This is a genomic window from Brevundimonas sp. GCM10030266 (assembly GCF_042666595.1).
Lineage (GTDB): Bacteria > Pseudomonadota > Alphaproteobacteria > Caulobacterales > Caulobacteraceae > Brevundimonas.
This window is the reverse complement of sequence record NZ_JBHTCY010000005.1, coordinates 147,387-172,503: the sequence shown is the minus strand read 5'-3', so window position 1 is coordinate 172,503 and position 25,117 is coordinate 147,387. Positions and strand designations below refer to the sequence as shown.

Annotated in this window: 28 protein-coding genes; 12 read left to right on the top strand and 16 right to left on the bottom strand. The window is 69.1% G+C overall.

The window, feature by feature from the left end; translation table 11 throughout:
* The first annotated feature begins 46 nt into the window (after positions 1 to 46).
* Positions 47 to 976, top strand: coding sequence for an L-threonylcarbamoyladenylate synthase (locus ACFQQC_RS15630; protein ID WP_376863432.1), 930 nt, complete (start codon positions 47 to 49; stop codon positions 974 to 976).
* Here the strand turns inward: ACFQQC_RS15630 and ACFQQC_RS15625 are convergent.
* From ACFQQC_RS15625 to ACFQQC_RS15610, 4 genes are all read right to left on the bottom strand, one after another.
* A complete protein-coding gene (locus ACFQQC_RS15625) occupies positions 973 to 2,031 on the bottom strand; it encodes a patatin-like phospholipase family protein (RefSeq protein ID WP_376863763.1) in 1,059 nt (352 codons plus the stop codon). The genes ACFQQC_RS15630 and ACFQQC_RS15625 overlap by 4 nt on opposite strands.
* 2 nt (positions 2,032 to 2,033) lie before the next feature.
* Positions 2,034 to 2,882, bottom strand: a complete 849-nt coding sequence (locus ACFQQC_RS15620; protein ID WP_376863431.1) for a 3-hydroxybutyrate dehydrogenase — start codon at positions 2,880 to 2,882, stop codon at positions 2,034 to 2,036.
* Positions 2,883 to 2,947: 65 nt separating this feature from the next.
* Positions 2,948 to 3,718 carry a peroxide stress protein YaaA gene (gene yaaA / locus ACFQQC_RS15615; RefSeq protein ID WP_376863430.1) on the bottom strand — a complete coding sequence of 257 codons (771 nt, stop codon included), beginning with the start codon at positions 3,716 to 3,718 and terminating at the stop codon, positions 2,948 to 2,950.
* Positions 3,719 to 3,785: 67 nt separating this feature from the next.
* Positions 3,786 to 4,625 carry an NAD(P)H-hydrate dehydratase gene (locus ACFQQC_RS15610; RefSeq protein ID WP_376863429.1) on the bottom strand — a complete coding sequence of 280 codons (840 nt, stop codon included), beginning with the start codon at positions 4,623 to 4,625 and terminating at the stop codon, positions 3,786 to 3,788.
* A 120-nt stretch (positions 4,626 to 4,745) separates the two neighbouring features.
* Here ACFQQC_RS15610 and ACFQQC_RS15605 point away from each other — a divergent pair, with 120 nt between their 5' ends.
* Together ACFQQC_RS15605 and glnA are read left to right on the top strand one after the other, a co-directional pair.
* A complete protein-coding gene (locus ACFQQC_RS15605) occupies positions 4,746 to 5,084 on the top strand; it encodes a P-II family nitrogen regulator (RefSeq protein ID WP_291835915.1) in 339 nt (112 codons plus the stop codon).
* Positions 5,085 to 5,158: 74 nt separating this feature from the next.
* A complete protein-coding gene (gene glnA, locus ACFQQC_RS15600; protein ID WP_376863428.1) occupies positions 5,159 to 6,568 on the top strand; it encodes a type I glutamate--ammonia ligase in 1,410 nt (469 codons plus the stop codon).
* A 75-nt stretch (positions 6,569 to 6,643) separates the two neighbouring features.
* On the opposite strand, the gene ACFQQC_RS15595 is transcribed toward glnA, so the two are convergent.
* Genes ACFQQC_RS15595 through ACFQQC_RS15580 form a run of 4 tightly spaced genes read right to left on the bottom strand, consistent with a single transcriptional unit; the run spans position 6,644 to position 9,411 of the window.
* On the bottom strand, positions 6,644 to 7,672 hold the full coding sequence (locus ACFQQC_RS15595) for a DUF4118 domain-containing protein (RefSeq protein ID WP_376863427.1): 1,029 nt from the start codon (positions 7,670 to 7,672) through the stop codon (positions 6,644 to 6,646).
* 49 nt (positions 7,673 to 7,721) lie between these two features.
* Positions 7,722 to 8,561 carry a twin-arginine translocase subunit TatC gene (tatC, locus tag ACFQQC_RS15590; RefSeq protein ID WP_376863762.1) on the bottom strand — a complete coding sequence of 280 codons (840 nt, stop codon included), beginning with the start codon at positions 8,559 to 8,561 and terminating at the stop codon, positions 7,722 to 7,724.
* 50 nt (positions 8,562 to 8,611) lie between these two features.
* Positions 8,612 to 9,133 (bottom strand): Sec-independent protein translocase protein TatB, encoded by a 522-nt coding sequence (gene tatB, locus ACFQQC_RS15585; protein ID WP_376863426.1) that lies wholly within the window; start codon positions 9,131 to 9,133, stop codon positions 8,612 to 8,614.
* Between the two features lie 59 nt (positions 9,134 to 9,192).
* Positions 9,193 to 9,411 (bottom strand): twin-arginine translocase TatA/TatE family subunit, encoded by a 219-nt coding sequence (locus ACFQQC_RS15580; protein ID WP_376863425.1) that lies wholly within the window; start codon positions 9,409 to 9,411, stop codon positions 9,193 to 9,195.
* A gap of 106 nt (positions 9,412 to 9,517) precedes the next feature.
* On the opposite strand from ACFQQC_RS15580, the gene rnhA reads away from it, so the two are divergent.
* Complete coding sequence (gene rnhA, locus ACFQQC_RS15575) at positions 9,518 to 9,964, top strand: ribonuclease HI (RefSeq protein ID WP_376863424.1); 447 nt, start codon at positions 9,518 to 9,520, stop codon at positions 9,962 to 9,964.
* Between the two features lie 77 nt (positions 9,965 to 10,041).
* Positions 10,042 to 10,809, top strand: coding sequence for an SDR family NAD(P)-dependent oxidoreductase (locus tag ACFQQC_RS15570; RefSeq protein WP_376863423.1), 768 nt, complete (start codon positions 10,042 to 10,044; stop codon positions 10,807 to 10,809).
* Between the two features lie 13 nt (positions 10,810 to 10,822).
* Here the strand turns inward: ACFQQC_RS15570 and ACFQQC_RS15565 are convergent, their stop codons facing one another.
* The 5 genes from ACFQQC_RS15565 to ACFQQC_RS15545 all read right to left on the bottom strand — a co-directional run bounded on the left by ACFQQC_RS15565 (position 10,823) and on the right by ACFQQC_RS15545 (position 14,816).
* Entirely contained in the window at positions 10,823 to 11,338 is a 516-nt protein-coding gene (locus ACFQQC_RS15565; RefSeq protein WP_376863422.1) for a hypothetical protein, read from the bottom strand.
* A complete protein-coding gene (locus ACFQQC_RS15560) occupies positions 11,335 to 11,793 on the bottom strand; it encodes an NfeD family protein (protein ID WP_376863421.1) in 459 nt (152 codons plus the stop codon). The genes ACFQQC_RS15565 and ACFQQC_RS15560 overlap by 4 nt, the downstream gene beginning before the upstream one ends.
* Positions 11,794 to 11,796: 3 nt before the next feature.
* Positions 11,797 to 12,792 (bottom strand): SPFH domain-containing protein, encoded by a 996-nt coding sequence (locus ACFQQC_RS15555; RefSeq protein WP_376863420.1) that lies wholly within the window; start codon positions 12,790 to 12,792, stop codon positions 11,797 to 11,799.
* Positions 12,793 to 12,887: 95 nt separating this feature from the next.
* Complete coding sequence (locus ACFQQC_RS15550; RefSeq protein WP_376863419.1) at positions 12,888 to 13,292, bottom strand: NUDIX hydrolase; 405 nt, start codon at positions 13,290 to 13,292, stop codon at positions 12,888 to 12,890.
* 69 nt (positions 13,293 to 13,361) lie between these two features.
* Positions 13,362 to 14,816 carry an alpha/beta fold hydrolase gene (locus ACFQQC_RS15545; protein WP_376863418.1) on the bottom strand — a complete coding sequence of 485 codons (1,455 nt, stop codon included), beginning with the start codon at positions 14,814 to 14,816 and terminating at the stop codon, positions 13,362 to 13,364.
* Between the two features lie 112 nt (positions 14,817 to 14,928).
* On the opposite strand from ACFQQC_RS15545, the gene ACFQQC_RS15540 reads away from it, so the two are divergent.
* From ACFQQC_RS15540 to ACFQQC_RS15515, 6 genes are all read left to right on the top strand, one after another.
* Positions 14,929 to 16,359 carry a LytR/AlgR family response regulator transcription factor gene (locus ACFQQC_RS15540; protein ID WP_376863417.1) on the top strand — a complete coding sequence of 477 codons (1,431 nt, stop codon included), beginning with the start codon at positions 14,929 to 14,931 and terminating at the stop codon, positions 16,357 to 16,359.
* 58 nt (positions 16,360 to 16,417) lie between these two features.
* Positions 16,418 to 17,824: an FAD-binding oxidoreductase gene (locus ACFQQC_RS15535; protein WP_376863416.1), complete on the top strand. Its 1,407-nt coding sequence runs from the start codon at positions 16,418 to 16,420 to the stop codon at positions 17,822 to 17,824.
* Between the two features lie 91 nt (positions 17,825 to 17,915).
* Entirely contained in the window at positions 17,916 to 19,346 is a 1,431-nt protein-coding gene (locus ACFQQC_RS15530; RefSeq protein ID WP_376863415.1) for a fibronectin type III domain-containing protein, read from the top strand.
* 143 nt (positions 19,347 to 19,489) lie between these two features.
* On the top strand, positions 19,490 to 19,741 hold the full coding sequence (locus ACFQQC_RS15525; RefSeq protein WP_376863413.1) for a hypothetical protein: 252 nt from the start codon (positions 19,490 to 19,492) through the stop codon (positions 19,739 to 19,741).
* A gap of 75 nt (positions 19,742 to 19,816) precedes the next feature.
* On the top strand, positions 19,817 to 20,761 hold the full coding sequence (gene fabD / locus ACFQQC_RS15520; RefSeq protein WP_376863412.1) for an ACP S-malonyltransferase: 945 nt from the start codon (positions 19,817 to 19,819) through the stop codon (positions 20,759 to 20,761).
* Complete coding sequence (locus tag ACFQQC_RS15515) at positions 20,758 to 21,033, top strand: hypothetical protein (RefSeq protein ID WP_376863411.1); 276 nt, start codon at positions 20,758 to 20,760, stop codon at positions 21,031 to 21,033. Before fabD ends, ACFQQC_RS15515 begins: the two co-directional genes overlap by 4 nt.
* On the opposite strand, the gene ACFQQC_RS15510 is transcribed toward ACFQQC_RS15515, so the two are convergent.
* Positions 21,030 to 22,322, bottom strand: a complete 1,293-nt coding sequence (locus ACFQQC_RS15510; RefSeq protein ID WP_376863410.1) for a serine hydrolase domain-containing protein — start codon at positions 22,320 to 22,322, stop codon at positions 21,030 to 21,032. The genes ACFQQC_RS15515 and ACFQQC_RS15510 overlap by 4 nt on opposite strands.
* Positions 22,323 to 22,392: 70 nt before the next feature.
* On the opposite strand from ACFQQC_RS15510, the gene fabG reads away from it, so the two are divergent.
* Positions 22,393 to 23,133: a 3-oxoacyl-[acyl-carrier-protein] reductase gene (gene fabG, locus ACFQQC_RS15505; RefSeq protein WP_376863408.1), complete on the top strand. Its 741-nt coding sequence runs from the start codon at positions 22,393 to 22,395 to the stop codon at positions 23,131 to 23,133.
* 78 nt (positions 23,134 to 23,211) lie between these two features.
* Here the strand turns inward: fabG and ACFQQC_RS15500 are convergent, their stop codons facing one another.
* On the bottom strand, positions 23,212 to 23,625 hold the full coding sequence (locus tag ACFQQC_RS15500) for an endonuclease domain-containing protein (RefSeq protein WP_376863407.1): 414 nt from the start codon (positions 23,623 to 23,625) through the stop codon (positions 23,212 to 23,214).
* 250 nt (positions 23,626 to 23,875) lie between these two features.
* Positions 23,876 to 25,081, bottom strand: coding sequence for a pyridoxal phosphate-dependent aminotransferase (locus ACFQQC_RS15495; RefSeq protein ID WP_376863405.1), 1,206 nt, complete (start codon positions 25,079 to 25,081; stop codon positions 23,876 to 23,878).
* Between the last annotated feature and the right edge of the window lie 36 nt (positions 25,082 to 25,117).

Below are 25,117 nucleotides of genomic sequence, written 5' to 3'. Positions count from 1 at the left end.
GCGACTTCAGTATGAGGGCTTCAGACGCGTGGACGGGTCGGACGGCATGACGGAACGGGATCACGGCGCCGAGGAGGCCGCCGCCCGGGCGCTGGCGGACGGTCGGCTGATCCTGCTGCCGACCGAGACCGTCTATGGGCTGGGGGCGGATGCGTCGAACGCCAAGGCGGTCGCGGCCATCTTCGAGGCCAAGGGAAGGCCGCGCTTCAACCCGTTGATTTCACACGTTGCGGATGCCGCGGGCGCCGAGCGGATCGCCCTGTTCGACGACAATGCGCGCAAGCTGGCCGAGGCCTTCTGGCCCGGGCCGCTGACGATTGTCGCGCCGGTGCGGGACCGCGAGGCGGTTTGTGATCTGGCGCGGGCCGGGCTGGACAGCGTGGCCGTGCGCGTGCCGGGCCATGCGCGGGCGCGCGAGGTGCTGGACCTGTTCGGCGGGGCCGTGGTGGCGCCCTCGGCCAACCGCTCGGGCCGGCCCAGCCCGACCACCTTCCAGGACGCCATGGACGAGACCGGCTTCGCCGCCGCCGAGGGCGTGGACGGCGGGCCCTGCGCCGTCGGGGTGGAGAGCACGGTGGTCTCGGTGCTGGACGGCAAGGTCAGCCTGCTGCGCCCCGGCTCGGTTACCCGCGAGGAGCTGGAGGCCGTGGTCGGTCCGCTCGACACGGGCGGGGAGGGGCACCGATCGCCCGGCCGCCTGACCCTGCACTACGCCCCGGATGCGCCGGTGCGGATCAATGTGACGACCCTGCACCGGGGCGAACTGCTGCTGGGCTTCGGGCCGGGGGTGGGGGATCCGCGCTGGAGCCTGAGCCCGACCGGCGACCTGCGCGAGGCGGCGGCCAACCTGTTCCGCCGGCTGAGGGAAGCGGACCGCGAGAAGCCTGCGGGCATCGCCGTGTCGCCGATCCCGAAGACAGGGCTGGGCGAGGCGATCAACGACCGGCTGAGCCGGGCGGCGGGGCATATCGGTTAGAGGAACCGCGCCTTCACATCCACGCTGGACCGCTCGCCGACCGCGTTGAAACACTCCGCCAGCCACGCCTCCGCCGCTTCCCGGCCATAGCCCTTCAGCCGGTTGAGGAACGTCCACTCCGTATCGAACTTGGAGCCCAGCGACAGCGCCCCCAGCCAGCGGTCACTTTCGATGGCGTGCATGCGGATGGCCTGGACGCGGTGGCGTTCGCCGGGCTGGAGCTGGCCCTCGGCGATCAGGGACTGGAGCAGGGCGAAGGCGCGCAGTTCCGAGACCAGAGGGGCGTTGAAGACGATCTCGTTCAGGCGGTCCATGATCTCGCCGGCCGCATGGGGCGTCTCCTCGCGGACGAAGGGGTTGAGCGGCAGGATCAGGATGTCGTCGGGCGTGTCCGGATGGATCAGGGGCCACAGGGCCGGATTGGCCAGATAGCCGCCGTCCCAGTAGGGCTCGCCGTCGATCTCGACCGCCTGGAACAGGTGCGGCAGGCAGGAGGAGGCCAGCAGGACGTCCGGCGTGATCTCGGGTGTGCGGAAGACATGGGCGCGGCCCTGCTTCACCGCCGTGGCCGAGACGAAGAAGCGGATGTCAGAGCTGCGGACGGCGTCGAAGTCGACGGCGTTGTCGAGGACGCGCTTGAGCGGGTTCAGGTTGAAGGGATTGAACTGGTAGGGGCTCATCGACAGGGCGAGGTTCTCGCCCGTGCGCCACAGGCCGGTGTCCTTGAGCCAGCCGGGCGTCAGGGCCTGGCTCCAGATGGCGCTGTCGCCGAAGACGTTGCGGCCGCCGGACTGGTTCACCTCGCGCCAGAGCTTGTCGAGTTGCGCGCGGGCGGCGTCCGGGCCGCCGGCCTCCAGCCCGCTGATCAGGGCGGCGCCGTTCATGGCCCCAGCCGAGGCGGCGGTGACGGCGCGGACGTCGAGTCGGCCGTCCTCGAGCAAACGGTCGAGCACACCCCACTGGAAGGCGCCGTGGGCGCCGCCGCCCTGCAGGGCGAGGGAGATGGTCGGGCGGGAGGAGGGCTTGCGTGCGGTCAGGGGCCGGCCTCCCTTCAGGCCTATTGGGCGGTCCAGCCGCCGTCGATGGAGAAGCTGGCCCCGTTGGCCGAGGCGCCGAGGTCGCTGACCAGATAGAGGAACATCCCCGCCAGCTGGTCGGTGGTGACGAATTTCTTGGTCGGCTGGGAGCCGAGGATGACGTCCTTCAGCACCTGCTCCTTCGACATGCCGCGCGTGCGGGCCTGATCGTCGATCTGCTTGGAGACGATCGGCGTCTCGACGAAGCCGGGGCAGATGGCGTTGCAGGTGATGTTGTCCTGCGCCAGCTCCAGGGCGACGGTCTTGGTGAAGCCGATGACGCCGTGCTTGGCGGCGACATAGGCCGACTTGAACGGGCTGGCGACCAGACCGTGGGCCGAGGCGATGTTGACGATCCGGCCGCGACCCTGCGCCTTCATGATCGGGATCGCCGCCCGCGTCGCATAGAAGGTCGACGACAGGTTGATGGCGATGATCTGCTCCCACTTGTCGGCGGGGAATTTCTCGACGGCCTCGACGTGCTGGATGCCGGCGTTGTTGACCAGGATATCGACGCGGCCGAGCTCGTGTTTCGCGTAGGCCACCATGTCGGCGACTTCCTCGCCCCGGGTCATGTTGGCGGCGTGATAGCGGACGCGGACGCCGCAGCTGGCTTCCATCTCGGCGCGGGTGCGCTCGATCTCGGCCGGGTCGCCCAGACCGTTGATGACCACATCGCCGCCGCGGCTGGCCACGGCCTTCGCCAGCGCCAGCCCGATGCCCGAGGTGGAGCCGGAGATGACCGCCACCTGGCCCTTCAGGTCGCCGATATCGCGGAACGGCGCGCTCTCGCCGGAGGAGGCTTCACCGCGCTTGGGCCACTGGAACATTTCGTTTCCCCGTTGGAGGTCTTTGCGACTCTACCGCCGGTCATACGCCATGACGAGCGGTCCGCTCAAGAATTTCCCGATCTGGTGAATATCCAGTCGGTCTCGGTCGAGGCGGCGGCGTCGAAGCGGTAGCCGTCGCGGTCGAAGCCCTTGAGGTCTTCGGCCGTTTCGATCCGCTGGTCCACGGCGTAGCGGGCCATGGTCCCGCGGGCGCGCTTGGCGTGGAAGGAGATGATCCGGCGCTCGCCGTCCTTCTCCTCGTAGAAATGGGGGGTGACGACCGGCAGCTTCAGCGCCTTGGCGTCCACGGCGCCGAAATATTCCTGGCTGGCCAGGTTCACCAGCGTCTGATCCGGCTGGCCCTCGGCGTCGGCGTTCAGGCACAGGGAGATGCGGTTGCCCCAGAAGTCGTACAGGCTCGACCCGCGACGGGTCTTCAGCCGCGTGCCCATCTCCAGACGATAGGGCTGGATGCGGTCCAGCGGGCGCAGCAGGCCATAGAGGCCGGACAGGATGCGGATGTGCGACTGGGCATAGTCGAGACCCGCCACATCGAGGGTGCGGGCCTGCAGGCCCTCATAGACGTCTCCGGCGAAGGCGAAGGCGGCCTGCACCCCGTCCAGCGAGGCGGGCTGGAAGGCCTGGAACCGCTCGCGGTTCAGCCGGGCCAGATCGTCCGAAATGCTCATCAGGCTGCGCAGCTCGGCCACGGTGCGGGCGCGGGCGGTCTTGGACAGGGAGGCCGTGTCCTCGCGGAAGCGGCGCTCGGAAGCGGGCAGGGCGGGGTCGGCTTCGGTGAAGTCCAGCCGCTTGGCCGGTGAGAGGACGATCAACATGGCGCCCTGTTAGGCTCGTTCGGTGACGATTTGAACCGGACCCGGGGTCGCGGGCCGATCAACTCTTTCAGCTTCGCTGGGCGTAAAGGGTCGAAAGCACCTGCGGCAGCCGCTCGGGCAGGTCCTCGGCGATCAGGCCCGGACCGAACAGGCGGGCGGCCTCGGCGTGCATCCAGACGGCGGCGCGGGCGGCGTCGAAACTGTCCATCCGCTGGGCGATCAGGCCGCCGATCATCCCGGCCAGCACATCGCCGCTGCCCGCCGTCGCCAGCCAGGGCACGCCGTTGTCGTTGTGGGCCAGTCGGCCGTCCGGGGCGGCGATCAGGGTTTCGGCCCCCTTCAGCACCACCACGGCCCCGGCGCGGCGCGCGGCCTCCATGGCGGCGAGCTCGCGGCCCAGCTCCAGCAGGCCGGGAAAGAGGCGCTTGAACTCCCCTTCGTGCGGGGTCAGCACGTCGTCGCGGTCCAGCAGGCCGAACAGCTCCTCCGGCCAGTCCTTGAAGACGGTCAGGCCGTCGGCGTCGATGACCAGCGCCGCGCCGGTCTCGGCCAGGGCGCGGACATTGGCCGCGGTGGCGTCATTCACCCCGGCGGCGGGGCCGATGACGATGGCGTCCTTCTCCCGGGCCGCGGCGGCCAGGGCCTCGTCCGTGGTGAAGGGGGTGACCATGACGGCCTCGATGGCCGAGGCGATGACCGGGACCGCATCGGGCGGGCAGAGGATTCGCACCACGCCCGCGCCGATCCGCAGTCCGGCCCGCGCCGCCAGCCGCGCGGCGCCCGTCTGGCTGGCCTTGCCGGACACGACTCCCAGCCGTCCCCGCGCGTGCTTGTGGGTGTCCACATCGGGCCAGGGCAGGGCTTTGCGCCAGTCCTCGTGGAGGTCGGGCGGGGTCGGGGCGTTCACTTCGCGTCTTCTCCGTTCACGGATGGCGTCTGCGATCGAAAAGGGCTTGCCTTATTGTGCAATGCAATGTCCCTTTGGTGCCCGAGCGCGAGGCATTCAAGAGCCCGCCCGGGAACGTCGATGAAAAAGATTGAAGCCGTCATCAAGCCCTTCAAGCTGGATGAAGTGAAAGAGGCCCTGCAGGACGCGGGCGTCCAGGGCATGACCGTGCTCGAGGCCAAGGGCTATGGCCGCCAGAAGGGCCATTCGGAGCTGTATCGCGGCGCCGAATACGTCATCGACTTCCTGCCCAAGATCAAGATCGAGGTGGTGGTCTCCGACGACCTGGCCCCCTCGGTGATCGAGGCCATCCAGACCGCCGCCCGCACCGGCAAGATCGGCGACGGCAAGATTTTCGTGTCTGACGTCCTGGACGTCATTCGCATCCGAACCGGTGAAACGGGCGCGCAAGCGGTCTGATCACCCCAGCTACCGGTCGGCCCTTCCGGGCCGGTCGTGACGATCCTCCCTATAAGAAACAGGACTCTCGAAGAATGAGCGACGCCGGCAAGATCCTTAAGGACATCAAGGAGAAAGACGTCCGCTACGTCGATCTTCGTTTCACCGACACGCGCGGCAAGCTGCAGCACGTCACCTTCGACATCGACATGGTCGACGAGGAGTTCCTCGAGGAAGGCACGATGTTCGACGGTTCGTCGATCGCCGGCTGGAAGGCCATCAACGAGTCCGACATGCTGCTGAAGCCGGACCTGAAGACCGCCTACATCGATCCCTTCTACCAGCAGACGACCCTGTTCCTGTTCTGCGACGTGCTGAACCCGGACACCGGCGAATCCTACAACCGCGACAGCCGCTCGATGGCCAAGAAGGCCCTGGCCTATGTCCAGTCGGCCGGCGTGGGCGACACCGTCTATTTCGGCCCGGAAGCCGAGTTCTTCATCTTCGACGACGTGCGCTGGTCCACCCAGCCGCACGACACCGGCTACACCTATGACTCGACCGAACTGCCGGCCAACACGGGCGCCGAATATTCGGAAGGCAACATGGGCCACCGCCCGGGGCCGAAGGGCGGCTACTTCCCGGTGAACCCGGTCGACTCGGGCCAGGACCTGCGCGGTGAAATGCTGTCGGTCATGAAGGACCTGGGCCTCGACCCCGAGAAGCACCACCACGAGGTGGCGCCGGCGCAGCACGAGCTGGGCCTGAAATTCTCGGACCTGCTGACCATGGCCGACCGCCTGCAGCTCTACAAATACGTGATCCACAACGTCGCCGCCGCCTACGGCAAGACCGCGACCTTCATGGCCAAGCCGATGTTCGGCGACAACGGCTCGGGCATGCACGTCCACATGTCGATCTGGAAGGACGGCAAGCCCCAGTTCGCCGGCGACAAGTACGCCGGCCTGTCGCAGGAATGCCTGTGGTACATCGGCGGCATCATCAAGCACGCCAAGGCCATCAACGCCTTCTCGAACTCGACGACCAACTCCTACAAGCGTCTGGTCCCGGGCTATGAAGCGCCGGTCAAGCTGGCCTATTCGTCGCGCAACCGCTCGGCCTCGATCCGCATCCCCTTCGTCAACTCGCCGAAGGCCAAGCGCATCGAAGCCCGTTTCCCGGATCCGATGGGCAACCCCTATCTGACCTTCGTGGCCCTGCTGATGGCGGGCCTGGACGGCATCGAGAACCGGATCGACCCGGGCGCGGCCGCCGACAAGAACCTGTACGACCTGCCGCCGGAAGAGCGTGGCAACATCCCCGAAGTCTGCGGCTCGCTGAAGGAAGCCCTGGACAGCCTGGACGCCGACCGCGCCTTCCTGAAGAAGGGCGGCGTCATGGATGACGACTTCATCGACAGCTACATCGAGCTGAAGTCGGAAGAAGTCGCGCGGCTGCAACTGCACCCGCACCCGGTCGAATTCGACATGTACTACAGCTGCTGATCGACAGCGGGGGCTGACGATCGGGGCGCCGGACGGGAGACCGTCCGGCGCCCTTTTCGTTGGCCAGTGCAGGGGTCAGTGCAGGCTGAAGTTCAGGGGCTCCCAGCGGGGCGGGGGCTGGAGGGCGGCGGGGAAGGCCAGCCGCAGGTCGCAGCCGGTCGGGCCGCGGCTGACCTTCAGGGTTCCGCCCAGCTGTTCGGTCATGGCCTCGATCAGGGCCATGTCGCGGGGCGCGGGGATGCCGGCGGCGCCCGAGGCGATCAGGGACAGGACGCGGCCGTTCTCCCGGGCCTCCAGCAGGACCAGCAGGCGCGGCTGGGGCTCGCAGGCGGTGAGGGTGGTCAGATACTCCAGCAGCACCAGGCCCAGCGCCGTGGCCTGTTCGACCGGCACCGCGACCCCGGAGGCGCCGAAGACCACCCGGTCCGCGTCCAGTCCGCCACGCCGGGCCACGACGTCCGCAAGACGGCGGCCGAAGGCCTCGAACTCGACGGTTCGCGTCTCGTCGCCGGTGAAGGCGCGGTGGGTGCGGGAGATCAGCAGGGTGCGGGAGGCGGCGTTGTTCAGCACCTGGGCGGCCATCGGATCCTCTTCGCCATAGGCCCGCATCTGCAGGATGGCCGAGATCAGCTGCAGATGGTCGGTGGTGCGCTGGGCGTGTTCGCGAAACAGCTCGGCCTGACCGGTGGCGAGGGCCTCGACGCGGGCATGGCTGGCGGCCAGGTCGCTGAACCGCTCGCGGATGCTGGACAGGACATGCACCAGCAGGATCGAGGAGATCAGGAAGAAGGCCAGCGACAGCAGGGCGCGGCCGTCGTCGAGGAAGCTGAGCGGGGTCGGGCCGAAGGCGCAGACCATGGCGGCGGACAGGGCGGTGGCCAGAAGGGCCGGCCGTCCGCCCAGCCAGTAGGCCGACAGGATCACCGCCGGATAGAAGAGCAGGAAGCCGTAGCCGTTGGCGAGGATGGGGGCGAACAGCAACCTCAGCCCCAGCGAGGCCAGCACAAGCCCGACGGCGCCCCAGTAGCTGGCGCCGGGCAGGGCGCGCAGGCGGGCGAGGAGCGGGATCGCTTCAGCAGGGGCGGAGGAGCCGGGCATGGTCATTCCGGTATCACGTACGGCGACGCTCGTCCCGTCGTTCGCAAACCGGTGATCAGGCGGTCAGCCCCTCGGCGTCGTCGGCCTTCTTGCGGCGCAGCTCGATGATGCGGACGCACCAGATCGAGATTTCGTAGAGCAGCACCAGGGGCACGGCGAGCATGATCTGGCTGATGGGATCCGGCGGGGTGACGACGGCGGCGACCACCACCACGGCCACGATGGCGTAGCGACGGAACTCGGACATCATCTTCGAGGAGATGATGCCGGCCATGCCCAGCAGGGTGGTGACGACCGGCAGCTGGAAGCACAGGCCGAAGGCCAGCATCAGCGAGGTGACCAGGCTGAGGTATTCGGAAATCTTGGTGTTCAGCTCGACGGTGATGCCTTCGGCCGCGATCTGCTGGCTCAGCGAGAACCACATCACGAAGGGCAGCATGACGAAATAGACCAGCGCCGCGCCGACGAGGAACAGGACGGGCGCCACGAACAGGAAGGGCAGGAAGGCGCCCTTCTCGTTGCGATACAGGCCCGGAGCGACGAAGCGGTACATCTGGTAGGCCAGGATCGGGAAGGCCAGGGCGATCGCGCCGAAGCCGGCGACCTTCATCTTGGTGAAGAGCTGCTCAAGCGGGGCAGTCGCCTGCAGGGCCACATTGGCGGTGGCCCCCTGAGGCAGCGGATGCAGGCCGGCAGTGACGGCGATCAGTTCCAGCGGATTGGCGCCATGCGCGCCCGAGGCCTGGGCGATGGAGTGCATCGCATAGGCGGCCTGGAAAGGCTTGATCAGCCAGATCTGGATGTCGGCGGCGAAGTAGAAGCAGACGAAGAAGGCCAGGACGAAGGCGACCACGCACCAGACGAGCCGGCTGCGCAGCTCGATCAGGTGATCCATCAGGGGCGCGCGCGACGCCTCGATCTCGGCGTCGTCCTGTTCGGTCGGGCTCACAGGTCGACAGCCTTCTTGCGGGTGGTCTTCGGCTTGGTCGCGGCGGGCGCCTTGGGCGCGGCCGTCTTCGCCGGGGCGGACTTGGCGGCCGGCGTCTTCTTCGCCGGCGCCTTGCGGGGCTTCGGCGCGGGCGCGGCCTCGGGCTCGGCCTCAAGCGGCTCCATGACCGGAGCGGCGTCGGGCCATTCCTCGGGGCCGGTCAGGGCAGGGGCAGGCGAAGCGGCGGTGGGCGAGGCGGCGTTCAGCGGACGGTTCAGGTCGTCGCTGATGCTCCTGAAGGTAGCCTCGGCCTCGGCGCCGAGGGGCATCATCCGGTTCTGGCCGTTGCGCAGGGCCTCGACCTCCTTGCGCAGGTCGTCCAGCTCGGACTGGCGCGCCATCTCATCGAAGCTGTGGCGGAACTCGTTGGCCATGTTGCGCGCGCGGGCGACCAGCTTGCCCAGCTTGTTCAGCATGGCGGGCAGCCGTTCGGGCCCCACGACGAGCAGGGCCACGATGGCGATTACAACGTATTCCATGCCCCCGATGCCGGGGCCCAGGCCACCCATCCGTCAGTCTCTCCGGCGCGAAGGCGCGATTACGACTTCAGGTCTTCTTTTTCCGCGTCGGTGCGCGGCAGGGCGCCGGCGCGCTCGTCCTTCGGCTTGTTCTCGTCGGTGTCCTTCAGGCCGTCACGGAAGGCCTTCACGCCTTTCGCGGCGTCGCCCATCAGGCCCGACAGCTTGCCGCGGCCGCCGAACAGCAGAAGGACGACGAGGCCGACGATGACCCAATGCCAGATGCCCATAGCGCCCACGGGAAACTCTCCTCAGACGGATCGATGCGCGACCCGGTTCATATATTCACGCCGCATATAGGCGGTTCGGTGGCGGGACGCCAAGGGAACCTGTTACAGCGCGCGAATGAGTCACGTCATCATCCACACCGACGGCGCCTGCAAGGGCAATCCCGGCCCCGGCGGCTGGGGCGCTATCCTGCAGGCCGGCGAGGGCCGCGAGAAGGAGCTGTGGGGCGGCGAACCGCTGACCACCAACAACCGGATGGAGCTGATGGGGGCGATCATGGCGCTGGAGGCCCTGAACCGGCCCTGCCGCGTCGATCTGCACACCGACAGCAAATATGTGATGCAGGGCATCACCGAATGGATTCGCGGCTGGAAGGCGCGCGGCTGGAAGACCGCCGACAAGAAGCCGGTCAAGAACGACGACCTGTGGAAGCGGCTGGACGCGGCCCGGTCACGGCATGAGGTCAAATGGCACTGGGTCAAGGGCCACGCCGGGCATGCGCTGAACGAGCGGGCCGACGGGCTGGCGAATCGCGGCTGCGCCGAGGCCATGGGCCAGCGCTGAGATTTCAGCGCTCTTTTCTGGCGATCCGGGACGGGGCTTCCTAGGTCCGTAACTTCTGCAGTTACGGAGTTAGTCTCATGCCCTTCCAGAATCAGGTCGTTCTCATCACCGGCGCGGCCGGGGGGATCGGCATCGCGGCGGCGCGAAAGTTCGCGGCAGAGGGCGCGCGGCTGGCGCTGGTCGATTTGTCGCTGGACGCGCTGACGAAGGCGGCGGCGGACCTGCCGGGCGAGCCCCTGCTGCTGGCGGCGGATGTGTCGGATGAGGCCTCGGTCGAGAAGATGGTCGCCGATACGGTGGCCCGGTTCGGTCGGATCGACATCTTCCTGAACAACGCCGGGATCAACGGCGCCTTCGCTCCGATCACCGAACAGACGGTCGAGAACTGGACCAGGGTCCTGAACGTCAACGTCATCGGCGCCTTCCTGGGCCTGAAGCATGTGATGAAGGTGATGATCGGCCAGAAGTCGGGGGCCATCGTGAACACCGCCTCGAACGGCGGCCTGATCGGGGCGCCGGGCATGAGCGCCTATGCCTCGTCCAAGCATGCGGTGCTGGGGCTGAACAAGTCGGCGGCGCTGGAAGGCGCGGCCCATGGCATCCGCGTCAATGCGGTCGCGCCGTCGGGCGTCGATACGGCGATGGTGCATGACATCGCGAAGAACGCCTCGCCCGACGACGTCGCGGCGGCCGAGGAGAAGTTCAAGGCCAGCGTGCCGCTGAACCGCTACGCCACGGCGGACGAGATCGCGGACCTGATGCTGTTCCTGAGCTCGGACAAGGCCAGCTTCATCACCGGCGCCTACTACCGCATCGACGGCGGGCAGGGGGCGACCTCGGCCTGATCGGCCGAGGAGGTCAGGGGACGGGCCGGTAGTCGAAGCCGCCCGTCTCGACCCATTCGCCGTTGATCAGGTGCTGGCTGCGGATGCGGTAGACGCCGTCGGTCAGGGTGGTTTGCGCCCGGACCTGCTCGATGCCGTCCAGGCCGTGGACCTGCTGCTCGAAGGCGAACTGGCCGGGGCCGTGCACCGTGATGGTCCCGGTCGTGTGGAAGCCGCCGTTGGTGGCGTAGAAGCTGACCAGCCGGCCGCTGTCGCGGTCGAAGGTGATCAGGGTGTCGCCGGTGTAGGCGCCGCCGTTGACCGAATGGACGCTGCGGATGGCGCGTCCGCCGGCGGTGCGCTCGAAGGTGATCTCGTCGATGACGGCGGGGTCGGTGATCGAGGCGCCCCGCCAGGCCTTGCCCAGCAGGGGATCGAAGGCGGCCAGCGCCGAGTCGGCGGCGGCCACATGGGCCGCGGCCGGCGGCGGCTCCTGCGGCGCGACCGCCGGAGCCGTCCACACCCACAGGGCCGCCAGGGCGCCGATCATGACGCCCGGACCTTCAGAAGCGCGCCGTCGATGCTCTCGACGATGACGCTTTCACCGGCCGGGGGCGCGGCGCCCTCGATCTCGGCGGACCATTCGGCGCCCGAGACGAAGACCCGGCCGCGGCCGTCGACGAAGGCCTGGACCACCTGCGCCCGCTGACCGACCAGACGGCCCTCGCGGGCGTTGATGTCGGGGAAGTCGGACGGGTTCACCTTCTGGATCAGGCGGCGCGACAGCAGGGTGGAGGCGCCGGTCAGGACGCCGAACAGGGCCACCTCGCCCCAGAAGCCGAGCGGCAGGCCGATGGCGGTCAGCACCGCCACCACGCCGGCGGCCACGGCGGGCCACAGCAGCCATTCCGTCGAGAAGGCCGCCTCGACCGCCAGCAGGATCACGCCCAGCGCCAGCCAGATCCAGAACGGCTGGGCCCCATGGAACTCGATCAGGGCGTCCATGGATCAGGTCCTCGGAACGGAGGGGCGGGGCGGGCGCGGGGCAGCCGGAGGCGCCGGCGGACGCGGCGGGACCGGGGCGGAGGTCTGCTGATCCTGCGCCAGTCCGACCAGCTGGCCGATGCCGGCGATGGTGCCGACCAGGGCGCCCATTTCCGACGGCACGATGACCGTCTTCTGCTGCGGGCTGCGGGCCAGCTCGGCGAAGGCCTCGACGTACTTCTGGGCGACGAAATAGTTGATCGCGTTCACGTCGCCGCGGGCGATGGCCTCGGACACCATGGCGGTGGCGCGGGCCTCGGCCTCGGCTTCGCGTTCGCGGGCCTCGGCGTCGCGGAAGGCGGCTTCCTTGCGGCCCTCGGCCTCCAGGATGGCCGACTGCTTGGCGCCCTCGGCGCGGGCGATGGCGGCCTGCTTCTCGCCGTCCGCCTCGGTGATGACGGCGCGACGCTCGCGCTCGGCCTTCATCTGGCGGGCCATGGCGTTGGTGATGTCGGCCGGGGGCGACAGGTCCTTGATCTCGATGCGGTTGGCCTTGACGCCCCACGGCTCGGTGGCCGCGTCGATGACGTGCAGCAGGCGGGTGTTGATGGCGTCCCGCTGGGACAGCACCTCGTCCAGCTCCATTGAGCCGACGACGGTCCGCAGGTTGGTCATGCAGAGCTGGGCGATGGCGTAGGGCAGGTCGTCCACGCGATAGGCGGCGCGTGCGGCGTCCATGACCTGGATGAAGACGATGCCGTCCACCTTCACCATGGCGTTGTCCTTGGTGATGACCTCCTGGGTCGGGACGTCCAGCACCTGCTCCATCATGTTCATGCGGCGGCCGATGCGCTCGACGAACGGGGTCAGGATGCTGATGCCGGGGGACAGGGTGCGGGTGTATTTGCCGAAGCGTTCGACCGTGAATTCACGGCCTTGCGGCACGATCTTCACCACGCTGAACAACAGGACGAAGCCCAGGACGACCAGGGCCACGAAGAAAAGTACGGAAAAGTCCATCAAAGCCTCCCAATTCCCGTCAGGGTATCAGGCCGGGGGGCGGACGCCACCGAAACCGGACCGGCGTTAGATGACATCCCTGTAATCTTCGCCGTTCAGCGGCGTCCGGCGGCGGCCAGTGCGATGATCCGCCGCGTCTCGGACCAGTCGATCAGGGCCTCGACCTGATCCAGCGGCACGAAGCGGGCCTCCAGCGCATCGTCGCCCGCCACGGGCTTGCCGGAGACCCATTCGGCGGCGTAGTCGATCAGAACATAGTGGCGGTCGGCCTCGGGGAAGATGCCGTCCACCACATCCAGCAGGCCGGTGATCCGGGCGGTGACGCCGGTCTCCTCCATCAGTTCGCGCAAGGCCGCGTCGATGGCCTTCTCACCGGGTTCGATGCGGCCGCCCGGCAGGCTCCATTCGCCCATGCGCGGCGGCTTGCCGCGACGGATCAGCAGGACAGTCTCATCGCGGAGGCAGACGACGCCGACGGCGGGGACGGGGAGGGCGGACATGGGGGCAGGTATCCCGGATTTCCGCCCCCGGCGCCATCGGTCCGCGCCGCCGTCCTCAAGCGGGATGGCTCACCCCACCGTGAACGTTGGCGGCGGCAGGGTCAGGGTGGCGTCGGCGACCGGCTGCTCGCTGAAGAAGCGAACCAGCAGGGGCTGCACCTCCGGATGGGCCTCGAAGACGTTGTGGCCGGCGTTCTCGACCAGCACCTGTGACTTGTTCCGGAACCGCGCGATGACCTCGGCCTGTTCTTCCAGCGGGGTCCGGCCGTCGAGGGAGCCGGCCACGAGCAGGGCCGGGGTGTCGATGTCGATCGAGGCGCGGAAGTCCGGGCCCAGATCGAGGCCGGGGATGGCGCCCAGCAGATGCGGCATGGGGAAGTTGAAGGCGTCGCCCAGCACGGCGGTCTTCCGTTCTTCCTCAACCAGCGCCAGTCGTTCCGGCGAGATGCCCGAGGCGATGTCCATGGCCGAGGACATGGCGGAGATGCTGAACAGGCCGGAGGGATGCGGCATCATCGGCGCCAGCGCCTCCGTCAGGCCTGCGTCGAGCGCCAGATAGAGGCGCGGCAACATGGACAGGGAGGGCGGGTTGGCGACCATGCCGCCCGCCAGAAGCTGGAGCCCGAAGCCGCCGAGCCGGATCTCCGTCGCGCCGCCCGGGCCGGTCACGGTCATCGGGACCGGATCGGCCTCCAGCTGGTCGTGCACCCGGCGCATCAGGGCGGGCAGGTTCGGGATGGCCGCGCGGGCGACCGGGTCATTGTCCAGCAGTCGGTCCACGCGGTTCAGGAAGGCGTCGATGTGGGCGGGACGTTTCACCGTCTGGTCCTGCCCCTCCAGGCTGGCGAGGGCGACGCGGCCGATGGAATGCGGATGCCGCTTCAGGACCGAGAGGGCGAGGTGGGTGCCGTAGCTGATGCCCCACAGATTGACCTTGTCGACGCCCAGATGGCGACGCAGGTCCTCGATGTCGTCGGCGTTCTGTTCGGTGGTGTAGCCGGTCATGGCCACCCCGGCGCGGGTCCAGTCCACCCAGGCCTTCTGCATCTCGTCGCGGTACCAGCCGGTCATGCCGTCGCGGGTCAGGGCGGGCCAGGGGCCGGTCCATTCGGGGCGTTCAGGAATATGGTTCGACAAGCCGACGCCGCGCTGGTCCAGCGCGATCACGTCGGCGACCTCGCGCAGGGCCATGAAGATCGGGAAGCGGGGCCCCATGGCCGTTCGCACGCCGGAGCCGCCCGGGCCTCCCGCCAGATAGACGATGGGCGGTCCGGGGTTGGGCGAGGTCGAGGGAAAGCGGACGTAGCCGATGCGGATGCGGCGCGAGCCGGGGAGGTTGCGATCCTCCGGGACCTCGAAGAAGCCGCGCTCGGCGTCGGTCTCCTGACCGTTACCGGCGACGAAGCGGAAGGGGCCGGTCTCCGGCTGTGTTTGTGCGCGGGCGTTCCAGGGCAGGGCGAGGGCAGGGGCGGCGATACCGGCGGCGGCGAGCAGGGAACGACGGTTCAGGGCTGTGTGGGTCATGCCCCTGTTGAAGACCGGACCCGCGCCGGTTTGGAGCGCGTTTCGGCGAACGGTCGTCCTGCATCGGTGAACGGCGGCGCTTTCCGGTGAACGGCGCGCTAGGGTGCGCTTCATGTGGCGACTGCTTGTTTTCGTGATCCTTCTGACGGCCGTTCCGACCGCCCTGCGTGCGCAGGAGGGCTGGGAGTCTTGTCGCGCCGCATCGGGTGCGACGGCGACGGCGCTGACCGATTGCCGCCCGGTCGAGGGCGTGATCGATCCGCAGGGGCGGGAGCTGTGGCTGCGGTCCACAGTTCAGCGGCCGACCGGGCATGAGCCGCAGGCCCTGTACGTCGTCGGCGTGGCGTCGTCCGAGGTCTGGCTGAACGGCCGTCGACTGGGCGCCAACGGTCAGCCGGGCGCCTCGGCGTCCGAGGAGATCGCCGGACGCTATGAGGCGGCCTTTCCGATCCCCGACAGCCTGTGGCGAGAGGCGGACAACGAGGTCGTGGTTCGCATGTCCTCCTTCCATGGGCAGGTCCGGCTGGATGGGCCTGTCGCGGGGCTGCTGGTCGCGCCCTGGCCCTGGCCATCGCGCGCGCCCCTGCTGGCCCTGGCCTTCGTCGCGGCGGGAAGCCTGTTCGCCGCCGCCTTCGGGTTCGGCGTCATCCATGGTCTGCGTCGGACAAGCTCCAGCCTGATGCTGGGCGGTCTGGCCGCCGTGGCCGGGCTGCAGGCGGTTCTGGAAAGCCTGCGTGCGCTGGTTCCCTATGCCTACCCCGTCCACGGCTGGCGGCTGGTGGGGATATGGGTGCTGGCGGCGGTGTTCTCGATCCTGCTGGTCTCGTGGGCGGTGTCGCGCTTCTGGCCGCAGGCGCGGCGCCCGGTCGTCGCTGTCGCCGGAGTGGCGGTGTTGGCCACGGTTCTTGCCGAAGGCTTTGACGCCAAGACCGTGCTGGCCCTTGTGGCCGGACTGGCCATTTCGGTCGTCGTCGCGGGCGTCGCCGTCTGGCGTCAGCGTCCAGGCGCGCGGCTGACGCTGGCCTATCTGGGACTGTTTCTGGCGGTCGCGCTGGTCTTCCCGGCCTGGCTGACCGACCTGTCCTACTTCCTGTTCGCCGCCGGCTTCCTGCTGCCACTGTTGATGATCGAAGTGGTGCGGCTGGGGCGCGAGGATCAGGGGCGGGAGGCGGCGCTGACCCGGGCAGCGGCCCGCCCGAACTGCCTGACGGTGGCCTCCGCGCGCGGCGTGGAGCGGGCGCCGCTGGCGGACATCATCGCCATCGTCGGGGCGGACGATTACGTCGAACTGCGTCTGACCGGCGGGCGGCGTCTGCTGCATGCGGCGCGGCTGGATCGTCTGGAGGCGGAGCTGCCGGCGAATTTCCTGCGGGTCCACCGCTCGGTGATCGCCAATCTTGATCAGGTGCGCGGCTTTGAACGCGACGGCGCGCGCACCCGGTTGCTGATGCTGGAGGGAGACGATCTGCCCATCAGCCGGAACCGTATGGGGGCTGTGCGGGAGGCGTTGGAAGACGTTGCGCCGTCCCAGGCGCCGGAATGACGGTCCTGCGGGGCCGGTTTCAACTGGCGCTCCCCTTCAAGCCTTGCCACAACAGGCCATGACCTCCCCGTCGCCTGAAGCTCTCGCCGCCCTGAAGGCCGCCGCCGGTACTGGCGGCTGGACCGATGATCCGTCCGATATCGCGCCGTGGCTGACGGAGTGGCGGAACCGGTGGAAGGGGAATACGCCTCTGATGCTGACGCCGCGCTCGACGGAGGAGGTGGCGCGGCTTGTGACGATCTGCGCCGAGCATCGGGTGGCCATCGTGCCGCAGGGCGGGGACACCGGGCTGGTCGGCGGGCAGATCCCGTTCGGCGAGGTGTTGTTGTCGACGCGCAAGCTCAGGGCAGTGCGCGATGTGACGCCGCTGGACGACGCCATGACGGTCGAGGCGGGGGTTACCCTGCTGGAGGCGCAGCAGGCGGCGGAGGCGGCTGGGCGCCGTTTCCCGCTCAGCCTCGCGGCCGAGGGGACGGCGACCATCGGCGGCGTCATCTCGACCAATGCGGGCGGCACCCAGGTAGTGCGCTACGGCATGATGCGCGATCTGGTGCTGGGCCTCGAGGCGGTGATGCCGAACGGGGAGATCTTCCACGGGCTGAAGCGGCTGCGGAAGGACAACACCGGCTATGACCTGAAGCAACTGCTGATCGGGGCCGAGGGGACGCTGGGCGTCGTCACGGCGGCGACGCTGAAGCTGTTCCCGATCATGCGCTCGCGGGCGACGGCGGTGGTGGGGCTGGAGAGCGCCCATGCGGCCATCGAACTTCTGGCCCGGGCCAAGGCCGAGACCGGCGGGGGCGTCGAGGCGTTCGAGCTGATGAAGCGGATCGGGGTCGAGTTCGCCCTGAAGCACATCCCCGACACCCGCGAGCCGCTGGAAACGACCCCGCCCTGGTATGTGCTGATCGAACTGGCCTCGGGCGAGCCGGGCGCGGCGGATGCGGCGCTGGAACGGCTGCTGGGCGACGCCTTCGAGGGCGGGCTGATCATCGACGCCGCCATCGCCCAGAACGACGCCCAGCGCGCCGCCTTCTGGAAGGTGCGCGAGGAGCAGTCGGCGGCCCAGAAGCCCGAGGGCGGCGGCTGGAAGCATGACGTCTCCGTGCCCGTCTCGCGCATCGCCGACTTTCTCGACGAGGCCTCCGCGGCGGTCGAGAAGTTCGAGCCGGGCGCACGGATCAGCGCCTTCGGCCACGTCGGCGACGGCAACATGCACTACGACATCCTGTGCCCGCCGGGCGTGGATCACGCCGCCTTCATCGGGCGCTGGATGCAGGGCTCGGAGGTCGTTCACGACGTGGTCGCCCGCTACAACGGCTCCATCTCGGCCGAGCACGGGCTGGGGCGGCTGAAGACCGAGGAGGCGCGGCGCTACAAGACCCCGCTGGAGGTCGCGACCATGCAGGCCGTGCGTTCGGCCATCGACCCGCTGCGGATCATGAACCCGGCGGTCCTGTTCTAGGGTCGGATTGCCGCAGGGCTCCGGACCCGGACAAAACCGTCGCAAACTCCCGCTAGGTCCGGCGCTTCAGGATCGAGTCGGGGAAACTCTCATGAAGCTTTCGGTCGCCGCCCTCGCGGGCGCCCTGCTGTTCACCGCCGCGCCGTCGATGGCCCAGGTCGTCGCGCCGCCGGATCCTGAGGTCGCGCCGCCGCCGAAGCATGCGCCGAACGGTCGCTGGGCCGCGCGGGGCTGGGCCGACCGGATCGTGCTGACGCCGGGCGCCGACGCCGCGCGCGGGGCCGCCGTGGCCTGGCGCACGGACGTCCGTCAGACGACCGCCGAGGCCCAGATCGCCATCGAGATCGACGGCCCGCTGCTGGGCTTCACCGCCCGCACGGTCAGCGGGACGACCGCCTCCATCGCCAATGAGAACGGCGAGGCCCGCTATCATCAGGTCCGCTTCGAGGGGCTGAGCCCGGCGACCCGCTATGTCTATCGCGTCCGCGCCGCCGACGGCTGGAGCGAGTGGCTGCCGTTCCAGACCGCCGCCGAGGGCTTCCAGCCGTTCCGCTTCATCTATCTGGGCGACACCCAGAATGACATTCTGGAGATCGGCTCGCGGGTCATCCGCTCGGCCCTGCGCGAGGCCGGTCCGGCGGCGCTGGTCGTCCACGCGGGCGATCTTGTCGCCCAGCGCGAGACCAAGGTGCACGACGACGAGTGGGGCGAGTGGACCGAGGCGGGCGGCCGCGCCTTCGCCATGGCCCCGCAGATCCCGGCCTCGGGCAACCACGAGTACGTTGACCACATCCTGGCCGACGGCACCGAGTCGCGGGTGCTGGGCCCGCACTGGCCGCTGCAGTTCGCCCTGCCGACCAACGGCGCCCCGGGCGTCGAGCAGACCAGCTATTTCGTCGACTATCAGGGGGTCCGTTTCATCGTGCTGGACGGCACGGCGGCGCTGGATCTGGGCGGGCTGGAGAGCCAGACCCGCTGGCTGGACCAGACGCTGGCGTCCAGCACGGCGCGCTGGAACATCGCCCTGTTCCACCAGCCGCTCTACACCTGCGCCCGGCCCGAGGACACCGAGGAGCTGAAGGCGGCCTGGAAGCCGATCTTCGACGCCCGCCGGATCGATCTGGTGCTGCAGGGCCATGACCACTGCTATGGCCGGGTGTCCGATCCGGCAGGGGCGGAGGCCTCGCGCGCCAACACCGAGGCGGGCCGTCCGCAGGGGCCGGTCTATGTGGTCTCGGTCACCGGCTCGAAGATGTATGGCCTGAATGACCGCGCCGACAGCCAGCCGGTTCGCGCCGCCGAGAACACCGAGCTGTACCAGTTGATCGACGTGGAGGCTGACCGCCTGTCGTTCCGGGCCTTCACCGCCACCGGCCGCCTGTACGACGCCTTTACCCTGACGCGCGGCGCCGATGGGCTGAACCGGCTGACCGAGTCGGAAGAGACCCTGCTGGCCGCCCGCCGCTGCGACGGCGCGGCGGGACCGGACGACCGGCCCTGCACGGCCGAGATCAAGGACTGACCGGGGAGGGGCGGGGCCGCAGGGCTCCGCCCTTTTCGGATGACGCCGGTTCGATCACGGCTGTGGATATGAGAACAAAGAAAGAACATTTAACCTTGTGACTCACCAGCCGATCCGGTTAGCGTCGGGGGTCGGGAGGAATCATGGCCGAATCTCAAATGGATGTGTCGCGCGGACGGATGGTCGTGCGTTGCCTGTCGCCGGGTTGCGTGCATGTGGCCCTGCTGGACGCCCGCACCCTGTTCGGTGTGACGACCCGGGACTGGCCCGCCGCCGGGACATCGGGGCGGTTCCGATGCGTCTGCGGCGGGCGCGAGAGCCGGATCAGCTATGCGGGCGAGAGTGCGCCGGTCGAGGCCCGCGAGACCCCGGACGCCATCCACCTCTGGGGCTGAGGCCCGCTTCCGCTTGCCCCTGCGTCACGCCCGGCCTATCGCTGCGGCCTTGATTCACGGCTTCGGAGCCCATCCATGACCCTCGCCCTCCTGTTCCCCGGCCAAGGCAGCCAGTCGGTCGGCATGGGCGCGGCGCTGGCCGACGCCTTCGCCTCGGCGCGCGACGTCTTCAACGAGGTGGACGAGGCGCTGGGCCAGAAGCTGTCTGTGCTGATGCGCGAAGGCCCCGAGGACCAGCTGACCCTGACCGAGAACGCCCAGCCGGCCCTGATGGCCGTCTCGGCCGCGGCCGCCCGCGTGCTGAAGGTCGAGTTCGGCGTCGGGGTGGACCGCGCCGCCTTCGTGGCCGGTCACTCGCTGGGCGAATACTCGGCCCTGTGCGCCGCCGGTTCGATCTCGCTGGCCGACACCGCCCGCCTGCTGAAGCTGCGCGGTCAGGCCATGCAGCGCGCCGTGCCGGTGGGGCAGGGCGCCATGGCCTCGCTGATCGGCCCGAAGACCGATCTGGCGCTGGCGGAAGAGGCGGCGAAGGCCGGTTCGGAAGTCGGCGTCTGCGTGGTCGCCAATGACAACAACGCCGGCAACATCGTCATCTCGGGCGAGAAGGCCGCCGTGGACCGCGCCATCGAGAAGGCCAAGGAGCTGGGCGCGCGGGCGATCCCGCTGAACGTCTCGGCGCCCTTCCACTGTCCGCTGATGCAGCCCGCCGCCGATGAGATGGCCGCCGCCCTGGCGACCGCGACCATCGTCGCCCCGATCGTGCCGGTGGTCGCCAACGTTCTGGCCCGCCCGGAGAGCGATCCGGAAGTCATCCGCCGCCTGCTGGTCGAACAGGTCACCGGCCGCGTCCGCTGGCGCGAGTCGATGGAGTGGATGGCGACCGAAGGCGGCGTGACCCGCTTCGCCGAGATCGGTTCGGGCAAGGTGCTGACCGGCATGGCCAAGCGCATCGCGCCGGACGCCGAGAGCCTGTCGCTGAACACGCCCGAGGAGCTGGAAGCCTTCGCCAAGTCGCTGTGACGAAGGCGACCGCGCTCTTCTGGCTGACCGTCGCCGGCTGGGTCGCGCTGGCGATCCCGCCGGTGTTCTACGCCGGGGTGTCGCTGGTCCTGTCCGTGCGCGGCGGTTTCGATCTGATGGGCGGACTGACGGCGCTGGCCATGCTGGCCGCCGTCGGCGCCGGCGCCTACCGCTACTGGCGCCGCGACGCGCGCGAGGCGTGGATCCTGCTGGGGCTGTCGTGGGCGCCGCTGATGCTGACGCTGATGTGGGGCGTGTTCGGGAAGGCCTAGCCGGCCCGGGTGATCCCCAGATCGGCGTCCAGCGCCGGGCGCAGCTCGGTCAGGATGTCGACCGAGCGATAGGGCATGGCCTGGATCATCAGGGTGGCGGCGAAGCCCTTTTCCGGGTCGATCCAGCCTTGCGTGCCCGCCGCGCCGCTCCAGCCGAACTCGCCCTGACGGCGGTGGCCGGGACGGGCCAGCCAGCCGCCGAAGCCGTAGCCGCCACCCTCTGCGGTGATGTCGGCGGGCAGGATGTCGGTGTGGATCATCCGGGCGGTCTCGGGCTTCATCACCCGCACCCGGCCGGCGCGACCGTCGCTCAGCAGCATGGACAGGAAGTCCAGGTAGTCGCGGGTGGAGGAGATCAGCCCGCCGCCGCCCGAATAGAGGGTGACCGGGACGGAATAGTCCTCCGCCGACAGGCCCGGCATGACCGAGGGCGGGTTCCGACCGTCGCGCCCGAAGGCATAGACCTGCATCAGGCGCTCGGCGTCGCCGTCGCGCAGCCGCCAGACGGTGTCGCGCATGCCGACCGGATTGAGGATGCGGCGCTGGACGAAGTCGGGGAAGGCCACACCCGAGACGCGCTGGATGACCAGGCCCAGAACGTCGAGCGACAGGCTGTAGTGATAGGCGGAGCCCGGCTCGGCGATCAGGGGCAGTTCGCCCAGCTTTCGAACCAGCTCGTCGAGATCCCGGACCTGATTGCTGTCGCCCGCCGGCATGCCCGGCGTCAGGCCCGCCTCGCGATAGGCGCGCGGGATCGGGCCGTCCCCGGCGATGGAGTAGCTGAGCCCGCTGGTGTGGGTCAGCAGGTGGCGGATGGTCATGGTGTTGCGCGCCGCCCGGCCTGCCAGCCCGCGCTCGGGATTGGTGGCGACCTTCAGGCCGGCGAACTCGGGCACGATGTCGGCCACCGGGGTGTCGAGCGTCAGACGGCCGTCCTCGATCAGCAGGGCCGCGGCGGCGCCGGTGATCAGCTTGGTCATGGAGAAGATGCGGAACAGGCTGTCGGGGCCGACCCGGTTGAAGACGTTGAAGTCCAGCGTCCCGGCCTGAAGGAAGACTTTCTGCCCGTCCGGCGTGCGGACGCCCAGGGTGACGCCGGGAATGCGCCGGTCGGTGACGAAGCGGTTCAGCACCGTCTGGGACAGGGGCAGGCGGTCCAGACCGCGAATCGTCGGGGCCGATCCACCGCCGCCGAAGGGCAGTCCGACGGTCCCGCACCCGCTCAGACCAAGGGCTCCCGCGCCCAGAAGCAGGGTGCGGCGGCCGGTGGTGAGGCGGTTTCGGTCCATCGGGCGTTCCTTCTGGAGATATGACGCGGGCTCGGTTAGACCCCTCCCACGAAATGGCGGAGCTATCAAAATGTTCAACCTGACTGGCAAGACGGCCCTGGTGACCGGCGCGACCGGCGGCATCGGCGGCGCGGTGGCCCGCGCCCTGCATGCGCAAGGCGCGACGGTGGTGCTGTCCGGCACCCGCGAGGCGGTGCTGCAGGATCTGGCGAAGGAACTGGGCGAACGGGCGTTCGCCGCCGCCGCCAACCTGTCCGACGCGGACTCGGTCGACGGCCTGATCGGTCGCGCCGAGGAGGCCGCCGGTTCGCCGCTGGATATCCTGGTCGCCAACGCGGGCATCACCAAGGACGGTCTGCTGATGCGGATGAAGGACGAGGACTTCGAGCAGGTCATCAAGGTCAACCTCGAGAGCTACTTCCGCCTGTCGCGCGCCGCGATGAAGGGGATGATGAAGCGCCGCTCGGGCCGCATCATCGGCGTGACCTCGGTGGTCGGCGTCACCGGCAACCCCGGCCAGACCAACTATTCGGCGTCCAAGGCGGGCATGATCGGCTTCTCCAAGTCGCTGGCCCAGGAAGTCGGTTCGCGCGGCATCACCGTGAACTGCATCGCCCCGGGCTTCATCGCCTCGCCGATGACCGACGTGCTGAACGACGCCCAGCGCGAGACCATCCTGCGGAACATCCCGGCCGGCCGTCTGGGCACCGGCGACGAGATCGCGGCGGCGGCGGTCTATCTGTCGTCGGATGAAGCGGCTTACGTGACGGGCCAGACCCTGCACGTGAACGGCGGCATGGCGATGATCTGAGGGTGGGGAGGGTTTACCCCTCCACCATGCTTCGCATGGTCCCCCTCCCCAGCTTCGCTGGAGAGGTGAGGGGGCGGTTCACCTCTCCACGCAGTGGGGAGGTGGCGCGTCGCGTCTTCGCGACGTGACGGAGGGGTCAGCCAGCCGTTCGCGAACCACGCGGGCGATGAAGGCCAGGACGCCGTCGAGTTCGTTCTTCACGTCGTCCGCCGCGATGCGGATGACCCGGACGCCTTGAGACGCCAGCCAGCGTGTCCGCCTAAGGTCGTGCTCCGCCCGGTCAGGATCGTCATGAACGCGTCCGTCCACCTCCACCGCCATTCGGGCGGCGGCGCAGTAGAAGTCGAGGATGTAGGGGCCGAAGGGATGCTGGCGCCGGAACTTGAAGCCGTGAAGCCTGTGCGCCCGGACGCGAACCCATAGCCGCGCTTCGGGCGGTGACAGGGGGCGACGGAGCCTGCGGGCGCGCTCGTGCGTGAGGGGCGGCGTCATGCGCGGAAAAGTTCATGACCGGTTGGCGCGCGCAACCAACCAGAACGGGTGAAACCCCTCCGTCTCTCCGGCTTCGCCGTCGAGCCACCTCCCCACTGCGTGGAGAGGTGAGAACCCCTCCGTCACGCTGCGTAAACGCAGCGCGCCACCTCCCCACTGCGTGGAGAGGTGAACTGTCGCCGTCACCTCTCCACCGAAGGTGGGGAGGGGGACCATGCGAAGCCCTTTGGGCGAAGCATGGTGGAGGGGGTTACTTCAGGCTCGCCGCGAACCTTTGAATCCGCGTGCAGGCCTCTTCCAGCACGGCTTCGCTCGTCGCGTAGCTGATGCGGAAATAGGGCGACAGGCCGAAGGCCTCGCCCTGCACGACCGCCACGCCCTCCGCGTTCAGCAGCTCGGCGGCGAAGGTCGAGTCGCCGTCGATGACCACGCCCCCCTCGGTCGTCTTGCCGATCAGGCCGGCGATGGACGGATAGACGTAGAAGGCGCCTTCCGGGGTGGCGCAGGTCACGCCAGCCGTCTGGTTCAGCATCGAGACGACGAGGTCGCGGCGCTTCTCGAAGGCGACGCGGCGCTCGGCCATGAAGTCCTGCGGGCCGTTCAGGGCCTCGACGGCGGCCCACTGGCTGATGCTGGTCGGGTTGGAGGTGGTCTGGCTGGCCACCTTGCGCATCAGGTCGATCAGGGGCTTGGGGCCGCCCGCATAGCCGATGCGCCAGCCGGTCATGGCATAGGCCTTGGAGACGCCGTTCACCGTCAGGGTGCGGTCGTAGAGGTCCGGCGCGACCTGGGCGATGGTCGTGTACTCGAAATCGCCGTAGACCAGATGCTCATACATGTCGTCGGTCAGCACCCAGACCTGCGGGTGGCGACGCAGGACGTCGGCGAGGCCCTCCAGCTCGGCGCGGGTGTAGGCGGCGCCGGTCGGGTTGGACGGGCTGTTGAGGATCAGCCACCTGGTCTTCGGCGTGATGGCCGCTTCCAGCACCTCGGGGCGCAGCTTGAAGCCGTCCTTCTCCTCGCCGATCACGGTGACCGGCTCGCCGCCGGCCAGCAGGACCATGTCCGGGTAGGACACCCAGTAGGGGGCGGGCACGATGACCTCGTCGCCGGGGTTCAGGGTGGCGACGAAGGCGTTGAAGATGACCGGCTTGCCGCCCGGGGCGACGTGGATCTGGGCCGTCGAATAGTCGAGGCCGTTCTCGCGCTTGAACTTGGCCGAGATCGCGGCCTTCAGCTGCGGCATGCCGTCGGCGTCGGTGTATTTGGTCTCGCCGCGCGTGATGGCGTCGATGGCGGCCTGCTTGATGTTGTCCGGGGTGTCGAAGTCCGGCTCGCCGGCGCCCAGGCCGATCACGTCGCGACCCTCGGCTTTCAGCTGTCGGGCCTGGGCGGTCACCGCGAGGGTGGCCGACGGCTTGACGCGGGCGAGGGCGGCGGATTGCAGGCTGGACATGGCGACTCCCGGGAAGGCGGGCCTTCATTACGCAGT